The sequence below is a fragment of the Curtobacterium sp. LFS084 genome (genome assembly GCF_047977705.1).
In the GTDB taxonomy this organism is placed as follows: domain Bacteria; phylum Actinomycetota; class Actinomycetes; order Actinomycetales; family Microbacteriaceae; genus Curtobacterium.
In genome coordinates this window covers 92758-109124 of the sequence record NZ_JBFPFM010000003.1, presented here as the reverse complement: position 1 = coordinate 109124, position 16367 = coordinate 92758, and the positions used below count along the sequence as shown (strand labels likewise).

Here is a 16367-nt window from a genome sequence, read left to right as displayed (position 1 = left end):
AGGAGGTCCCATGTCCGACGTCACCACGTCCACCAACCGCTACGCGGGCTCGTCGATCCAGGCGATCGCGCTCGTCGTCGGGATCGTCTTCCTGCTCGTCGGGATCGCCGGGTTCGTCCCCGGGCTGACGACGGGCGACCTCGGTGGCGCCGGACACGGCTCGATGGCGATGCTGCTCGGGCTGTTCCAGGTGTCGGTGCTGCACAACGTCGTGCACCTGCTGTTCGGGGTCGTCGGGCTGCTGGCGGCCCGGTACGCGACCGGATCGCGCATGTACCTCGTGATCGGCGGGGTCGTCTACTTCGTGCTCTGGGTCTACGGGCTGTTCACCGCCGGCCACGACTTCGGGGCGAACTTCGTGCCGCTGAACTGGGCGGACAACTGGCTGCACCTCGTCCTCGCGATCGGGATGGTGGCGCTCGGCGTGGTCTTCCCGCGCGAGCGCCCCCGGCCCGTCAGCGCGGGCTGACCGAGCCGTCGGCCCCGACCCGTCAGCGCGGCCCGACCGCGCCGTCGGCCCCGGCCGCGTCGCGCGCCGCGACGAAGGCCGCGACGCACCGGTCGACCTGTTCCTCGGTGTGCGCTGCCGAGAGCTGCACCCGGATCCGCGCGCGGCCCTTCGGCACCACGGGGTAGCTGAACGCGGTCACGTAGATCCCCTGTGCCTGCATCTCGTCGGCGACCCGCGCGGTCAGGGCGGCGTCGTGGAACATCACCGGGACGATCGGGTGCTCCCCCGGCAGCAGCTCGAACCCGGCGTCGGTCATGCGCGACCGGAACCGCGCCGCGTTCGCCCGCAGCCGTTCGCGGGCGTCGTCCGACCGTTCTATGAGGTCGAGGGCCGCGACCGTCCCCGCGGCGATCACCGGGGCGAGCGAGTTCGAGAACAGGTAGGGGCGTGAGCGCTGGCGCAGCAGGTCGACGATCTCCCGCCGACTCGCGACGTACCCGCCGGACGCGCCTCCGAGGGCCTTGCCGAACGTGCCCGTGTACACGTCGACCCGGTCGGCGACGCCGCAGAGTTCGGGTGTGCCGCGGCCGTGCTCGCCGACGAACCCGACGGCGTGCGAGTCGTCGACGATGACGAGCGCGTCGTACCGGTCCGCGAGGTCGCAGATCTCGGCGAGCGGGGCGATCGAGCCGTCCATGGAGAACACCCCGTCGGTGACGATCGCGCGGAACCGGGCGTCCCCGGCGGCGACGAGCTGCGCCTCGAGGTCCTGCACGTCGCGGTTGCGGTAGCGGAACCGCTGCGCCTTCGACAGCCGGACGCCGTCGATGATCGACGCGTGGTTCAGCTCGTCCGAGATGATCGCGTCCTCCGCGCCGAGGAGCACCTCGAAGAGGCCGCCGTTCGCGTCGAAGCACGACGAGTACAGGATCGTCGCCTCGGTCCCGAGGAACGCCGAGACGCGGCGCTCCAGGTCGAGGTGGAGGTCCTGCGTGCCGCAGATGAACCGGACGCTCGCCATGCCGTAGCCCCACCGGTCGAGGGCGTCCTTCGCCGCGTCGACGAGGTCGGTGGAGTCGGCGAGCCCGAGGTAGTTGTTCGCGCAGAAGTTCAGCAGCGGCGCACCGTCCGCCTCGATCGCCGCACGCTGCGGTCCGGCGATGCCTCGCTCGCGCTTCGTGAGCCCGGCGGACTCGATGCCCGCCAGCTCGGCCGCCAGGTGGTCCTTGATCGCGCCGTACATCAGATCTCCGTCCAGTCGATGACGACCTTGCCGCCGTCCGCGCTCGCCGCCGCGGCGAACGCTGCCTCCCAGTCACCCGCCGCGAAGCGCCCCGAGACGATCGAGGCGATGCGGTCGCGCAGCACTGCGCTCGTCTGCAGCATCGAGCTCATGGTCTGCCACGTCTCGAACATCTCGCGGCCGTAGATGCCCTTCACCGTGAGCATGTGGGTCACGACCTTGCCCCAGTCGACCGCGATCTCGCCGGTCGGCAGGCCGAGCATCGCGACCCGTCCGCCGTGGTTCATGTTGTCGACCATCGCGGGCAGGGCACGCGGCGCCCCGGACATCTCGAAGCCGACGTCGAAGCCCTCGCGCATGCCGAGCCGCTCCTGCGCGACGCGGATCGGGTCGCCGTCGGTGCCGACGTCGACGCCGAGGTCGGCGCCCATCGCCGATGCCATCGCCAACCGGTTCGCGCTGACGTCGGTGCCGACCACGAACCGCGCACCGGCGTGCCGTGCGACGGCGATCGCCATGAGGCCGATCGGGCCGCACCCGGTGACCAGCACGTCCTCGCCGACGACCGGGAACGCGAGCGCCGTGTGCACCGCGTTGCCGAGCGGGTCGAACAGGGCGCCCACCTCGGGGTCGACGTCGGCGTGGTGGACCCACACGTTCGCTCCGGGCAGCGTCAGGTACTCCGCGAAGGCGCCGTCTCGCTGCACGCCGAGGCCCTTCGTGCGGATGCACATCTGACGGCGTCCGGCCCGGCAGTTCCGGCAGGTGCCGCACACGATGTGCCCCTCGCCGGAGACCCGGTCCCCCACCGCGACGTCGCGCACGGCGGCGCCGACCTCGACCACCTCGCCGAAGAACTCGTGGCCGGGGACGAGCGGAGCCGTGACCGCCGAGGCCGCCCAGTCGTCCCACCGCCGGATGTGCAGGTCGGTCCCGCAGATCCCGGTCCGGAGCACCCGGATGAGGACCTCGTCCTCGGTGGGGACCGGCACCGGCCGCTCGGTCATGATCAGTCCCGGAGCAGCGTCCGGCTTGTAGAGCGCCCGCATCGGCGTCACCTCGTCACTTCGTCGTGCGTGTGATGTGTTCGGCGGTGGTTCGTGGCCACCGTCGTCCAGCCTGGCACAGGTCGAGCGGGCAGGGTGGCCGACTCGGAACGACGAGACCGCTGTCGTACGACGTCGACGACGTCGCTCCTTGCAGACGCCGGCAGTCGCGACACGTAACGAGCGACGACACCGCTGTCGCACGACGTCGACGATGTCGCTCCGTGCAGACGCCGGCAGTCGCGACACGGAACGAGCGACGACACCGCTGTCGTACGACGTCGACGATGTCGTTCGACGTCGTACCGCCACCCCACGACGACCCCTCGTCAGACCTCGCTGAAGGGCTCCGCGTCGTCGAGCCGCACCCGCAACGCCGGCGCTGCCCGCCGTCGGTTCCCCCCGGGGAGCACCCGCCGGGTGGACGCGCGCCGGATCACCTCGGCCTTGAGGGTCGCCGCGACCTCGGCACCGTGCGCGTACGGGAAGCGCACGATCGCACGCACGGCACCCGGAGCCGCATCGTCCTCGACGGGCACCGGACCGAGCACGGGGCCGACCGTGAGGCCGTCGAGCGCCTCGACCGCGGCCGCGACCGCCTCGTCCGTGCCGGTCAGCGTCGCGACCCGGACGGCGGGCGGGAAGTGCAGCTCCCGGCGGTCGGCGAGCTCGTCGTGCGCCGGCTGGTCGAGCCGCCACAGCGCCATGGCCGTCGCGAGCTTCCCGCCGATGCCGACGAGGTAGGCCTCGGCGCCCGGCGCTCCCTTGGCGGCGGCGTTCGTCCAGAAGCGCAGCACGTCCTCCTGCACGCGGAGCCCTTCGCGCGCGAGCATGCGCTCTCCGTCGAGCAGGAGCACGCACGCGTACCCGCCCGGAACACTCGGCTCGGCTCCGCGCGTGGCGACCACGACCGAGGGGCGCGCCGGGACCTCGTCGAGCGGACGGGACCCGTCGGCCACCACGATGCGGGTGCCGGGGAACGCCCGGCCGAGCTCGTCCGCGGTGCGTTGCGCCCCCTGGCCGACCGGCTTCACGGTGCCGTTGCCGCACGTCGGGCACCGGAACCCGACGGCCAGCGCACCGCAGAACCGGCACTGCGGCGTCGCTCCGCGATGAGGGCTGCCAAGCGGTCCGCCGCAGATCCGGCAGTGCGCCCGCTCCCCGCACTCGGCGCACACCAGCCCCGTCCCGAAGCCGGGACTGGCGACCTGCACGAGGACGGCGCCGTGCTGGCTCGCCTCGCGGGCGGCACGCCAGGCAGAGCTCGGGATGCGGGCCTCGGCCGCGAAGCCCTCGGCCCCGGTCTGCTGCACGGTCGGGATGACCTTGGGCGTCCGGACGCGGTGCGGTGCGACCTCCTGCAGCCAGTGCAGCTCGACGAGGCGCTGGACGTCGGTGCTCCGCGCGTGCGAGACGAGCAGGAGCGCCGCACCGGACTGCGCGGCCCGGACCAGGGCGACGTCGCGGGTGTGCACGTAGGGCGCGCGGGGCTCGGTGAAGGAGGCGTCGCCGTCGTCCCACATCGCGATGAGCCCGAGCTCGGTCGCGGGCGCGTACACCGCCGTACGGTTGCCGATCGCGACGACCGCGTGCGTGCGGGCCTGCAGCAGCGCCTTCGCGCGCTGCCCGTTCGTCTGCTTGGCGTCGAACCGGACGACCCGCTCCGGCGGCAGCACCGCGAGGAGCGCGCGCTCGAGGTCGATGACGTCGCGGAAGTCCGGTACGGCGATCACCGCCGACTGCTCGGTGGCGAGCGTGTGCGCCGCCGCCTGGGCGAGCGTCGCGGCCCAGCCGGGGACCCAGACGGGCGCGTCCTGGACACCGAGCGCGACGGGGTGGGGGACGGCGGAGACCGCAGCCCGACCGTGGTCGGCGACCAGCGCCTCCAGGGCGCCCTCGGCGTAGTCCGTGACCGGCGGTGGCGTCACCGCCGGCGGCGACCAGGTGGTGTCGCGGGCCAGCCAGGCCTTCTCGGCGCGGACCTGACGGGTCGGGACGGCGAGCCGGAGCACGTCGGACGCGACCCCGGCGGCACGGTCGGCCACAGCCCGTGCGAGCGACCAGATCTCCGGCGCGAGGACGGGCACCGGGGAGACGACCGTCTCGATGGCGCTGAGCTCGCCCGGGTACTCCCCCTCGGTGACGATCTCGACGACGTACCCGTCGGACATCCGCGCCCCGGTGCGCAGCGGCACCTTGACGCGGACCCCCGGCACGCAGTCGTCCTCGAACTCGGCCGGCACCCGGTAGTCGAACAGTCGGTCCAACTGCGGGAGCGGCGAGTCGAGGACGACGCGCGCGACGGTGGTCACGCGGAGCCTCAGACGGTGGCGGCGACGAGTCCTGCGGCGACGCGGAGTTCCTCGACGCGGTCGAGCTGCTCCCAGGTGAACCCGGGGAGCTCGCGTCCGAAGTGACCGTACGTCGCGGTCTGCGCGTAGATCGGGCGGAGCAGGTCGAGGTCACGGATGATCGCGGCCGGACGGAGGTCGAAGACCCGCAGGATCGCGGCCTCGATCGTGGCGTCGTCGACGTGACCGGTGCCGAACGACTCGACGTAGAGGCCGACGGGCTTCGCGCGGCCGATCGCGTACGCGACCTGCACCTCGAGGCGGTCGGCGAGGCCCGCGGCGACCGCGTTCTTCGCGACCCAGCGCAGGGCGTAGGCGGCCGAGCGGTCGACCTTCGACGGGTCCTTGCCGCTGAACGCGCCGCCACCGTGCCGGGAGGCGCCGCCGTAGGTGTCGACGATGACCTTGCGGCCGGTGAGACCGGCGTCGCCCTGGGGGCCGCCGATCTCGAAGCGGCCGGTCGGGTTCACGATCACGTCGACGTGCGACGAGTCGAGGTCGACCTGGTCGAGCACCGGACGGATCACGTGTTCGGTGATCGCAGCGGTGAGTTCGTCGAGCGTCACGGACGGCGCGTGCTGGGTGGACAGCACCACGGTCTCGACGGTCTTCGGCACCACGCCGTCGTAGCCGACGGTGACCTGGGTCTTGCCGTCCGGACGCAGGAACGTCAGCTCGCCGGACTTGCGGACGGCTGCGAGCCGCTCGGCCAGCCGGTGCGCGAGCCAGATCGCGACGGGCATGTACTCGGGCGTCTCGTTCGTCGCGAAGCCGAACATGATGCCCTGGTCGCCGGCACCCTGGCGGTCGAGCGGGTCGACACCGGCGCCGGAGCGCGTGTCGAGCGACTCGTCCACACCCTGGGCGATGTCCGGCGACTGCGCGCCGATCGACACCTCGACACCGCAGGTGCGGCCGTCGAAGGACACCTCGGACGAGTTGTACCCGATGCCCGTGATGACGTCACGGACGAGCTTCGGGATCTCGACGTAGCCGGAGGTCGTGACCTCGCCGGCGACGTGCACGAGCCCGGTCGTGACCATGGTCTCCACCGCGACGCGAGCGTGCGGGTCGACGGTCAACAGCGCGTCGAGGATCGTGTCCGAGATCTGGTCGCAGATCTTGTCGGGGTGCCCCTCCGTCACCGACTCGGACGTGAAGAGGCGCAGGCTGCTGCTCGTCACCGCGATCAGTCGGTGGGCTGCTGCTGCTTGGTGACGGTGAGCTTGTCCTCGTTGATCTCGTGCAGCGCGACGGACAGCGGCTTGTCGTCGATCGTCGAGTCGACCAGCGGGCCGACGTTGTCGAACAGCGACCCCTCGTGGAGGTCGGCGTAGTAGTCGTTGATCTGCCGCGCACGCTTCGAGGCGAAGATGACGAGCGCGTACTTCGACTCCACCTTGGCGAGCAGGTCGTCGATGGGCGGGTCGATGATGCCCTGGGGGTTGGCCATGGTGTCTCCAGTCGACGGGTCGGGGGGGGGTCGCCCGGCTAGGGCGCAGTGAACAAGTCTACGACCTCGCGCGCCGCGGTGCCGACATCGGAGTTCACGATGCGCACGTCGAACTCGTCCTGGGCGGCGAGTTCGACCTTGGCGGTGTCGAGTCGGCGGGCCTGTTCCTCGGCGGATTCGGTGCCGCGGCCGATCAGTCGGCGGACGAGTTCCTCCCACGACGGGGGCAGCAGGAAGACGAGGACCGCCTCGGGCATGGCGTCCCGGACCTGGCGCGCGCCCTGCAGGTCGATCTCGAGCATGACCTTCTCGCCGGCGTCGAGCGCGCGGTCGATCGGCGGCCGGGGTGTGCCGTACCGGTACGAGTTGTGGACGGTGGCCCACTCGAGGAGTTCGCGGTCGCGGATCATCCGGTCGAACTCGGTGTCGTCGACGAAGTAGTAGTGCACGCCGTCGACCTCGCCGGGGCGGGGCTTGCGGGTCGTCGCCGAGACGCTGAGGTTGACGTCCGGGTACTGCTCGCGGATGTACGCGCTGACCGTGCCCTTGCCGACCGCGGTGGGGCCGGCGAGGACGACGAGCTTCGAGGTGCCGCGCTTCCGACCACGGGCGGCGAGCCAGTCGGCGAGCTCGGAGCGCTGCCGGGTGCCGAGCCCGCCGAGGCGCTTCGAGGGGGCGATCCGCAGCTCGCCCATGATCGACTCCGCCCGGGCCGGGCCGATGCCGGCGAGGCTCGTCAGCAGGTCGCGGAGCCGGAGCGACTTCTCGGCCGGGGCGTCGGCGTCCGACCAGGCGGTGCGGGCCACCTCGAGCGCGGAGCGCTCCCCCGAGGCAACCGCGGCCTTGACGGCGGCGCGGGCACGACGTGCGGCCACGGCGGCGGCAGCAGCAGCGACCCGGTCGACCTCCGGCGGGTTCCGGTGTGCGGGCAGGTCGTCGCGGTCCGACGTCATGCGGCGGCCCCCAGCGCGGCACGGATCCGGTCCGCACGGTCGGCCACGAGGGCGGCGACGCCGTCGGGACCGTCGGTGAGCAGGCCGCGCGACTCGCTGACGAGGACCTGCTCGGCGCGGACGCCGTACAGCGCGCGGAGGTCCTCGATGCGGGCGCCCTGGGCACCGAAGCCCGGTGCGAGGATCGGCGAGGTGCCGATCGTGTCCGCGTCGATGCCGAAGTCGTCGAGGTCGAGGGTCGCGCCGAGCACGAGCCCGACATCGCCGAGGGGCTGGTCGCCGCCTCTCCGGTTGTCGTCTGCCACGTCCAAGACGATACCGGCAGCGACGCTCCGCCCCGAACGCGGACCCTCAGCGAGCACCGCGGTCTGCAGCACGCGCGCCTCGGCGTTGCTCGTGGCGGCGAGCACGAAGACGCCCGCACCGTTCCGACGTGCGACGTCCACCGTGCCGGTCAGCGAGCCGTAGCCGAGGTACGGCGAGACCGTCATCGCGTCGGCGGCGAAGGGTCCGTCGCGGTCCAGCCACGCGAGTGCGTAGTCGTCCCCCGTCGACCCGATGTCGCCGCGCTTGACGTCCGCGACGACCAGGAGGCCCACATCGCGTGCCCGACGGATCGTCGCGTCGAGCGCGCGGTAGCCCGCCACCCCCGCAGCCTCGAAGAACGCGATCTGCGGCTTCACGATCGCGGCGCGTCCGGCGGCCGCGTCGACCAGGATGGCCCCGAACCGGGTCAGGCCCTGCTCGTCGCGGCTGAGCCCCCACGCCGCCAGGGTGGCGGCGTGGGGGTCGATGCCGACGCAGAGGGCGGACCGCGACCCGATCGCGGACGCGAGCCGGACGCCGAAGGAGGCCGCGCCTCCCGGATCGGTCGTGGCGCTCACCAGGTGGCGCGCTCGAGGGCGTAGTCCTGCAGGCTCCGCACGCTGTGCGGCGACCCGATCGTCTCGATCGCCGCGACCGCGGCCCCGAGCTGGGCGATCGTCGTGAACAGCGGCTTGTCCGCCGCGACCGTCGCCGCACGGATCTCGTACCCGTCCGCACGACCGGCGGCACCCGAGGGCGTGTTGATGACGATGTCGACCTCGTTGCGGGCCAGCAGGTCGACGACGCTCTCGCCGCCCTCGCTGAACTTGCCCACCAGCGTGACCTCGATGCCGTTCCGGCGCAGGATCTCCGCCGTGCCCTCGGTCGCGGTGATCGTGAAGCCGAGCTGCTGCAGCCGGTGCACCGGGAGCACGATGGCGCGCTTGTCGGTGTCGGCGACGCTCACGAACACGGTGCCGCTCGTCGGGAGTCCGCCGTACGCGGCCTCCTGCGACTTGAGGAACGCGCGCGGGAAGTCGCGGTCGATGCCCATGACCTCGCCGGTGGAGCGCATCTCGGGGCTCAGCACCGAGTCGACGACCTGGCCGTCGTGGGTGCGGAACCGGCGGAAGGGCAGCACGGCCTCCTTCACGGCGATCGGCGACTGGATCGGCACGAACGCGCCGTCACGGGCGGGCAGGAGCCCCTCGGCGACGAGCGTGTCGATCGTCGTGCCGGTCATGATCCGCGAAGCCGCCTTGGCCAGCGGGATGCCGAGCGCCTTCGAGACGAAGGGCACCGTGCGGCTGGCGCGCGGGTTCGCCTCGAGCACGTAGAGGACCCCGGCACCGATGGCGAACTGCACGTTGAGCAGGCCCTGGACGCCGATGCCGCGCGCGATCTTCTCGGTCGCGTCGACGACACCCTGGATCTCGGCACGGCCGAGGCCCACCGGCGGCAGGGTGCAGGCGGAGTCGCCGGAGTGGATGCCGGCCTCTTCGAGGTGCTCCATGATCCCGCCGATGTAGAGCCGCTCGCCGTCGAAGAGCGCGTCGACGTCGATCTCCACCGCGTCGTCGAGGAAGCGGTCGACCAGCAGCGGGAGCTCCGGGCCGATGATCGCCTGGTCGGCCATCCGGTCGAAGTAGTCCGCGAGCGACGGGGAGTCGTACAGGATCTCCATGCCGCGGCCGCCGAGCACGAAGGACGGGCGGACGAGGACGGGGTAGCCGATCTCCTCGGCCACCGCGGTCGCGCTGGCGAGGTCGTGGGCGGTGCCGTTCCGCGGCGCGAGGAGGCCCGCGGCGTCGAGGATCGCGGAGAACTGGCCGCGCTCCTCGGCGGAGTCGATCGCGCTCGGGCTGGTGCCGAGGATCGGGATCCCCGCCGCCTCGAGCGGCTTCGCCAGACCCAGGGCCGTCTGACCGCCGAGCTGCACGACCACGCCGACCAGCTCGCCGGACGCGGCCTCGGCCTCGATGACCTCGAGGACGTCCTCGGTGGTGAGCGGCTCGAAGTACAGCCGGTCCGAGGTGTCGTAGTCGGTCGAGACCGTCTCGGGGTTGCAGTTGATCATGATCGTCTCGAACCCGGCGGCGCTCAGCGCGAAGGACGCGTGCACGCAGGAGTAGTCGAACTCGACGCCCTGCCCGATGCGGTTCGGACCGGAACCGAGGATGACGACCTTCTTGCGGTCGCTCGGGGCGACCTCGGTCTCGGCGTCGTACGACGAGTAGTGGTACGGCGTGAGGGCGGGGAACTCGCCGGCGCAGGTGTCGACGGTCTTGAAGACCGGGCGGATGCCCAACGCCTGGCGGGCGTCGCGCGCGTCCTGCTCGGTGACGATCTGGTCGCCGGTGCTCCGGAGCGAGGCGATCTGGGCGTCGCTGAAGCCGTGCTCCTTCGCCCAGCGCAGGGTGTCCGCGTCGAGGGTCTCGGCGGCCCGGACCTCGTCGGCGACCTCGTTGATGAGCACGATCTGGTCGATGAACCACGGGTCGATCTTCGTGGCCTCGAACACCTCGGCAGCGGTGGCGCCGGCGACGAGCGCCTGCTGCACGGTGACGATGCGACCGTCGGTCGGGATCGCCGACTTCGCGAGCAGGGCGTCCTTGTCGAGCTCCGCCGCCGGGGTGTCCCAGTGGAAGGACGATCCGCGCTTCTCGAGCGAGCGGAGCGACTTCTGCAGGGCGGTGGCGTAGTTGCGGCCGATCGCCATCGCCTCGCCGACGCTCTTCATCGTCGTGGTCAGGGTGGCGTCCGCCGCGGGGAACTTCTCGAACGCGAACCGCGGGGTCTTCACGACCACGTAGTCGAGCGTCGGCTCGAAGCTCGCCGGCGTGACGCGGGTGATGTCGTTCTCGATCTCGTCGAGGCGGTACCCGATGGCGAGCTTCGCGGCGATCTTCGCGATCGGGAAGCCGGTGGCCTTCGACGCGAGCGCCGACGAACGGGAGACGCGCGGGTTCATCTCGATGACGATGACGCGGCCGTTCGACGGGTCGACGGCGAACTGGATGTTGCAGCCACCGGTGTCGACACCGACGCGACGGATGATGTCGATGCCGATGTTCCGCATGTTCTGGTACTCGCGGTCGGTCAGCGTCAGCGCGGGCGCGACGGTGATCGAGTCGCCGGTGTGGACACCCACCGGGTCGACGTTCTCGATCGAGCAGATCACGACGGTGTTGTCGTAGTTGTCCCGCATCAGCTCGAGCTCGTACTCCTTCCACCCGAGGATCGACTCCTCGAGCAGGACCTCGGTCGTCGGGCTCGACTGCAGGCCGTCACCGACGAAGCGGACGAGCTCCTCCTCGTTGTAGGCGAAGCCCGAGCCGAGACCACCCATCGTGAAGGACGGGCGGACGACGAGCGGGTAGCCGAGGTCGGCCGCGTACTCCTTCGCCTCCTCCAGCGTGTGCGCGATGTGGCTGCGGGCGACGTCGGCGCCGGACTCGAGGACGAGTTCCTTGAAGAGCTGGCGGTCCTCGCCGCGCTGGATGGCGTCGACCTTCGCGCCGATGAGCTCCACGCCGTGCTTCTCGAGGATCCCTGCCTTGTCGAGGGAGATCGCCGCGTTCAGCGCCGTCTGCCCACCGAGGGTCGGCAGGACCGCGTCGGGCTTCTCGATGCGGATGATCTCCTCGAGCGAGGCGTCGGTGATCGGCTCGATGTACGTCGCGTCGGCGAAGTCCGGGTCGGTCATGATCGTCGCCGGGTTCGGGTTGACGAGGATGACGCGGACGCCCTCGGCACGGAGGACGCGGCACGCCTGGGTGCCGGAGTAGTCGAACTCGGCGGCCTGGCCGATGACGATCGGGCCGGAGCCGATGACGAGGACGGAGTTGATGTCTTGGCGCTTCGGCATCAGTTGCTGCTTTCGTTCGTCGCACCCGACGCGTGCGTCGGGTCTGCTGCGGGGGTCGTTGCGTCGGCGGTCGCCGCGTCGAGCGGCGTCCCGTCACGACGCGCGCGCACCAGGTCCGCGAACCGGTCGAAGAGGTACATCGAGTCGTGCGGGCCGGCCGCCGCCTCGGGGTGGTACTGCACGCTGAACGCGGGCACGTCGAGCGCGCGGAGGCCCTCGACGACCTGGTCGTTCAGGGAGTAGTGGGAGACCTCGACCCGGCCGAAGCCGGCCGGCGACTCGATGACCTCCCCGAGGGGCGCGTCGACCGCGAAGCCGTGGTTCTGGCTCGTGATCTCGACCTTGCCGGTCGTCGTGTCGAGCACCGGCTGGTTGATGCCGCGGTGGCCGAAGGGGAGCTTGTACGTGCCGAACCCGAGGGCGCGACCGAGCAGCTGGTTGCCGAAGCAGATGCCGAAGAACGGTCGTCCGGTCTTCAGGCTCTCCTGCAGCAGCGCCACCTGGGCATCGCTCGCGGCGGGGTCGCCCGGGCCGTTCGAGTAGAAGAGCGCGTCCGGAGCGAGCGCCTCGAGCGCGGCGGCGTCGATGTCCTGCGGCACGACGTGCACCTCGAAGCCCCGCTGGGCGAGGTAGCGGGTGGTCGATGCCTTGACGCCGAGGTCGAGCACGGCAAGCCGGCCGATCTGCTCGCCGACCGCGGGGACCACGTAGGTCTCGGGCGTCGAGACGATCGACGAGAAGCTCGCACCCTCCATCGCTGCCTGCGACCGGACCGCGTCCAGCTGCTCGTCGGCGGTCAGCGCCACGTCGGCACCGCTGAACACGCCGCCCTTCATGGCGCCGGCGTCGCGGATCCGGCGGGTGAGCGCCCGGGTGTCGATACCGGAGATCCCGACGATGCCGTCACGCACCAGGTGCTCGTCGAGCGTCGCGTTCGCGCGGTGGTTCGACACGATGCGGCTGGGGTCGCGCACGACGTAGCCGGCGACCCAGATGCGACGGGACTCGGGGTCCTCGTCGTTCACCCCGGTGTTGCCGATGTGCGGTGCGGTCTGCACCACGATCTGACCGGCGTAGGAGGGGTCGGTGAGCGTCTCCTGGTACCCGGTCATGCCGGTCGCGAAGACCACCTCGCCGAGCGTGCGCCCGCGGGCGCCGTAGGCCCAGCCGTCGTACCGGGCGCCGTCCTCGAGGACCAGTACGGCCCGTTCGCGTGTCATCAGTTCGTCCCTTCGCCCGCGGTGTGCGGGTGTTCGTGCTTCGTCGACAGTCCCTGCAGGGCGGCCAGTACTGCGCCGTCGCCCTCCGGGAACCGGAAGTAGGTGTCGAGGTCCGTCGCACCTGCGGCGCCGGTCGCCGTCCATCGCAGACGGACCAGTCCCCCGGGCTCGACCACGCGGTCGATGGCCCACGTGGCGCGGTCGGCGCCGCGGACGGCGTCGGCCGCGATCCACCGGTCGGTGGTCCCGGCGTGGTGCAGCACCACACCGGTCTCGTGGACGGTCACGCCGCCACGGCCCCGGAACCCCAGGCCGCCGGCCGTGATCCGCTCGAGCGGTTCGTCGGCGCGGGTCGTCGCGACGGTGAAGCCGTCCCACGACCCGGCCGCCGGTCCGATGTCGGCCGGCACGGGGACGGGAGGCACGGATCCCGCCTGCGCGCGCGCCCGCGTCCGCCAGGTGCGCGCCATGGCGACGAACAGCAGGGCCACGAGGGCGAGGATCACCGCGCCCTCGAGCCAGCGTAGGGCGTCGCCGCTCACCGGGACGTCCCGATCCGCGCGGACCGGGCGTGCGCGGCCACGGTCTCGGCGTCGACGAGCTGCCCGTCCGTGACGGTGGGGTACCCCTGGTGGAAGGTCGCCACGACCCGTCCGGGGAGCCGCATGCCGAGGTACGGCGAGTTCTGCGACTGCCCGGCGAGGTCCCCGAGGGCGAAGTCCCGGCTGACCGACGGGTCGTAGAGGGTGATCTCGGCAGGTGCCCCCTCGGCGATCCGCTGCCCCTGGCCCTCGACCTGGCCGATCCGGGCGGGCGCCTCGGACAGGACCCGGGCGACGTCGGCCCAGTCGAGCCGACCGTCGTCGACCACGGCGGCCTGCACGACGCTCAGCGCGGACTCGAGGCCGACCATGCCGTTCGCGGCCGCCGGCCACTCGCAGCACTTCGCCTCGGCCGTGTGCGGTGCGTGGTCGGTCGCGACGATGTCGATCGTGCCGTCGGCCAGCGCGGCGCGGAGCGCGTCCACGTCCTCGCGGGAGCGGAGCGGCGGGTTGACCTTGTACCGGGCGTCGTACCCGGGGGCGCCGTCGCGGCCGGCGATGAGGTCCTCGGTCAGCACCAGGTGGTGCGGCGTGACCTCGGCGGTGACGTCGATGCCGCGCGACTTCGCCCAGCGGATGACCTCGACGCTGCCGGCGGTCGAGACGTGGCACACGTGCAGCCGCGCGCCGACGTGGTCGGCGAGCAGGACGTCGCGGGCGATGATCGCCTCTTCCGCGACGGCCGGCCACCCGGCGAGCCCGAGCTCCGACGACAGCCGGCCCTCGTTCATCTGGGCGCCGATCGTCAGCCGGGGTTCCTGCGCGTGCTGGGCGAGCACGCCGCCGAAGCCCTTGATGTACTCGAGCGCCCGGCGCATGAGGAGCGGGTCGGACACGCACGAGCCGTCGTCCGAGAAGACCCGGACCCGCGCCCGGCTCGTCGCCATCGCGCCGATCTCGGACAGGTGGGTGCCCTGCAGCCCCTGCGAGACCGCGCCGATCGGGCGGACCGTGACGTAGCCGGCGTCGTCGCCCAGCGCCTGCACCTGCTCGACCACGCCGGCGGTGTCGGCCACCGGCGAGGAGTTCGCCATCGCGTTGACGGCGGTGAACCCGCCCGCCGCGGCGGCACGCGAGCCGGTCAGGACCGTCTCGGACTCCTCGAAGCCGGGCTCGCGCAGGTGGGTGTGCAGGTCCACGAGGCCGGGCAGGGCGATCAGACCGTCGGCGTCCGTGACCGTGGCGCCGTCGGCGTCGAGACCGGAGCCGACCGCGGTGATGCGCGTCCCCTGCAGACGGATGTCGGCACGCGTGCCGTCGACCAGCTGCGCGCCGCGGATGAGGTGGGCGGTCATGCGATGGTCTCCTTCGGTGCTGCGGTCGGTTCGGACCCGGTCAGGGCGAGGTAGAGCACGGCCATCCGGACCGACACGCCGTTCTCGACCTGCTCGACCACCGTCGAGCGGGGGTCGTCGGCGGCGACACCGGCGATCTCGAGCCCGCGGTTCATCGGGCCGGGGTGCATGATCAGCGTGCGCTCGGCCAGCCGCGCGAACCGGCTCGCGGTGAGACCCCAGTGCCGGGTGTACTCGCGCGGGTTCGGAAAGAACGCGTCGTTCATCCGCTCCTGTTGGATCCGGAGGGTCATCACGACGTCCGGGTCCTCGGCGAGGGCGACGTCGAGGTCGTGGTGGACGGCGGCACCGAACGGTGTCGTCGTCGCGGGCAGCAGCGTGGGCGGCGCCGCGAACGTGACGGTGGCACCGAGTGTGCGCAGCAGCCAGGCGTTGCTCCGGGCGACCCGGCTGTGCAGGACGTCACCGACGATGAGCACGCGGACGCCGTCGAGGCCCTGGCCACGGCTGCCGGCACCGTGCAGGCGCCGACGCATCGTGAACGCGTCGAGCAGCGCCTGGGTGGGGTGCTCGTGCGTGCCGTCACCGGCGTTGACGACCGGCACGTCGATCCAGTCGGCGTCGGCGAGGACCCGCGGCGCGCCGGAGGCGCCGTGGCGCATGACGATGCCGTCGATGCCCATCGCGCCGAGGGTCTGCACGGTGTCCTTGAGCGACTCGCCCTTCGAGACGCTCGACCCCTTCGCGGCGAAGTTGAGGACGTCGGCGGAGAGGCGCTTCGCGGCGGCTTCGAAGGAGATCCGGGTGCGCGTCGAGTCCTCGAAGAAGAGGTTCACGACGGTCTTGCCGCGCAGCGCGGGGAGCTTGCGGACCTCGCGGGAGTTGACCTCGGCCATCTCCTCGGCGACGTCGAGGATGTGGATCGCCTCGGCGCGGGAGAGGTCGGCGGTGGAGAGGAGGTGCTTCACGCCGCACCCCCGTCGCCCTGCTCGATGACGACCTCGTCGCTGCCGTCGGTCTCGGTCAGCCGGAGCGTCACCCGTTCGTCGGACGCCGTCGGCAGGTTCTTGCCGACGTGGTCCGCGCGGATCGGCAGCTCGCGGTGGCCGCGGTCGACGAGCACCGCGAGCCGGACGGCCCGCGGACGCCCGATGCCCTGCAGCGCGTCGAGCGCCGCCCGGACGGTCCGCCCGGAGTACAGCACGTCGTCGACGAGCACGACGACCCTGCCGTCGATGCCGGTCGTCGGGATCGTCGTGCGGTGCGGCGCGCGACCGATGCCGTGCCCGAGGTCGTCCCGGTGCATCGTGACGTCGAGGGTCCCGACGCGCTGACCGCCCGCCGGACCCCACTCGGGATCGATGTCGGCCAGGACGCGGTCGAGCCGCTCGGCCAGGACGGCACCCCGTGTCGGGATGCCCAGGAGCACGAGGTCCGAGGCGCCGTGGTTGGCCTCGAGGATCTCGTGCGCGATGCGTGTCAGAGCACGCGTGATGTCGGGCTGCTGCAGGACCGTTCTGGTGCCCACGCCGACCTCCTTCCCCGCCTCACCGGACGGCATTAAAGGATGCTGACGTGG

14 protein-coding genes are annotated in these 16367 nt (G+C 72.1%); 1 reads left to right on the top strand and 13 read right to left on the bottom strand.

What is annotated here, in order from left to right:
* Window positions 1–10 precede the first annotated feature (10 nt).
* Window positions 11–469, top strand: a complete 459-nt coding sequence (locus tag ACNQOV_RS03300; RefSeq protein ID WP_416393371.1) for a DUF4383 domain-containing protein — start codon at window positions 11–13, stop codon at window positions 467–469.
* A gap of 22 nt (window positions 470–491) precedes the next feature.
* Here the strand turns inward: ACNQOV_RS03300 and ACNQOV_RS03295 are convergent, their stop codons facing one another.
* The 13 genes from ACNQOV_RS03295 to pyrR all read right to left on the bottom strand — a co-directional run bounded on the left by ACNQOV_RS03295 (window position 492) and on the right by pyrR (window position 16349).
* On the bottom strand, window positions 492–1694 hold the full coding sequence (locus ACNQOV_RS03295; RefSeq protein ID WP_416393370.1) for a glycine C-acetyltransferase: 1203 nt from the start codon (window positions 1692–1694) through the stop codon (window positions 492–494).
* On the bottom strand, window positions 1694–2743 hold the full coding sequence (gene tdh / locus ACNQOV_RS03290) for an L-threonine 3-dehydrogenase (RefSeq protein ID WP_416393369.1): 1050 nt from the start codon (window positions 2741–2743) through the stop codon (window positions 1694–1696). Before tdh ends, ACNQOV_RS03295 begins: the two co-directional genes overlap by 1 nt.
* Before the next feature lie 326 nt (window positions 2744–3069).
* On the bottom strand, window positions 3070–5052 hold the full coding sequence (locus ACNQOV_RS03285; RefSeq protein ID WP_416393368.1) for a primosomal protein N': 1983 nt from the start codon (window positions 5050–5052) through the stop codon (window positions 3070–3072).
* 8 nt (window positions 5053–5060) lie between these two features.
* A complete protein-coding gene (gene metK, locus ACNQOV_RS03280) occupies window positions 5061–6275 on the bottom strand; it encodes a methionine adenosyltransferase (RefSeq protein WP_416393367.1) in 1215 nt (404 codons plus the stop codon).
* Window positions 6276–6280: 5 nt separating this feature from the next.
* A complete protein-coding gene (gene rpoZ / locus ACNQOV_RS03275) occupies window positions 6281–6544 on the bottom strand; it encodes a DNA-directed RNA polymerase subunit omega (RefSeq protein WP_022906709.1) in 264 nt (87 codons plus the stop codon).
* 38 nt (window positions 6545–6582) lie between these two features.
* Complete coding sequence (gene gmk, locus ACNQOV_RS03270; RefSeq protein ID WP_416393366.1) at window positions 6583–7497, bottom strand: guanylate kinase; 915 nt, start codon at window positions 7495–7497, stop codon at window positions 6583–6585.
* The gene (gene pyrF, locus ACNQOV_RS03265) at window positions 7494–8381 is read right to left on the bottom strand and encodes an orotidine-5'-phosphate decarboxylase (protein WP_416393365.1); all 888 of its coding nucleotides are present in this window, start codon (window positions 8379–8381) and stop codon (window positions 7494–7496) included. Before pyrF ends, gmk begins: the two co-directional genes overlap by 4 nt.
* A complete protein-coding gene (gene carB / locus ACNQOV_RS03260; protein ID WP_416393364.1) occupies window positions 8378–11671 on the bottom strand; it encodes a carbamoyl-phosphate synthase large subunit in 3294 nt (1097 codons plus the stop codon). The genes pyrF and carB overlap by 4 nt, the downstream gene beginning before the upstream one ends.
* Window positions 11671–12891: a glutamine-hydrolyzing carbamoyl-phosphate synthase small subunit gene (gene carA, locus ACNQOV_RS03255; RefSeq protein WP_416393363.1), complete on the bottom strand. Its 1221-nt coding sequence runs from the start codon at window positions 12889–12891 to the stop codon at window positions 11671–11673. The genes carB and carA overlap by 1 nt, the downstream gene beginning before the upstream one ends.
* On the bottom strand, window positions 12891–13433 hold the full coding sequence (locus tag ACNQOV_RS03250; RefSeq protein ID WP_402263209.1) for a hypothetical protein: 543 nt from the start codon (window positions 13431–13433) through the stop codon (window positions 12891–12893). Before ACNQOV_RS03250 ends, carA begins: the two co-directional genes overlap by 1 nt.
* On the bottom strand, window positions 13430–14788 hold the full coding sequence (locus ACNQOV_RS03245) for a dihydroorotase (RefSeq protein WP_416393362.1): 1359 nt from the start codon (window positions 14786–14788) through the stop codon (window positions 13430–13432). Before ACNQOV_RS03245 ends, ACNQOV_RS03250 begins: the two co-directional genes overlap by 4 nt.
* Window positions 14785–15756: an aspartate carbamoyltransferase catalytic subunit gene (locus ACNQOV_RS03240; RefSeq protein ID WP_402263214.1), complete on the bottom strand. Its 972-nt coding sequence runs from the start codon at window positions 15754–15756 to the stop codon at window positions 14785–14787. The genes ACNQOV_RS03245 and ACNQOV_RS03240 overlap by 4 nt, the downstream gene beginning before the upstream one ends.
* Window positions 15753–16349 (bottom strand): bifunctional pyr operon transcriptional regulator/uracil phosphoribosyltransferase PyrR, encoded by a 597-nt coding sequence (gene pyrR, locus ACNQOV_RS03235; RefSeq protein ID WP_416393361.1) that lies wholly within the window; start codon window positions 16347–16349, stop codon window positions 15753–15755. Before pyrR ends, ACNQOV_RS03240 begins: the two co-directional genes overlap by 4 nt.
* Window positions 16350–16367 lie beyond the last annotated feature (18 nt).

What these genes read in the sequence shown, in the direction of transcription:
- tdh (WP_416393369.1), bottom strand. Translation starts at nt 2,743, where the DNA reads ATGCGGGCGCTCTACAAGCCGGACGCTGCTCCGGGACTGATCATGACC.
- ACNQOV_RS03245 (WP_416393362.1), bottom strand. Translation starts at nt 14,788, where the DNA reads ATGACCGCCCACCTCATCCGCGGCGCGCAGCTGGTCGACGGCACGCGT.
- rpoZ (WP_022906709.1), bottom strand. Translation starts at nt 6,544, where the DNA reads ATGGCCAACCCCCAGGGCATCATCGACCCGCCCATCGACGACCTGCTC.
- carB (WP_416393364.1), bottom strand. Translation starts at nt 11,671, where the DNA reads ATGCCGAAGCGCCAAGACATCAACTCCGTCCTCGTCATCGGCTCCGGC.
- ACNQOV_RS03295 (WP_416393370.1), bottom strand. Translation starts at nt 1,694, where the DNA reads ATGTACGGCGCGATCAAGGACCACCTGGCGGCCGAGCTGGCGGGCATC.
- ACNQOV_RS03300 (WP_416393371.1), top strand. Translation starts at nt 11, where the DNA reads ATGTCCGACGTCACCACGTCCACCAACCGCTACGCGGGCTCGTCGATC.
- gmk (WP_416393366.1), bottom strand. Translation starts at nt 7,497, where the DNA reads ATGACGTCGGACCGCGACGACCTGCCCGCACACCGGAACCCGCCGGAG.
- carA (WP_416393363.1), bottom strand. Translation starts at nt 12,891, where the DNA reads ATGACACGCGAACGGGCCGTACTGGTCCTCGAGGACGGCGCCCGGTAC.
- pyrR (WP_416393361.1), bottom strand. Translation starts at nt 16,349, where the DNA reads ATGCCGTCCGGTGAGGCGGGGAAGGAGGTCGGCGTGGGCACCAGAACG.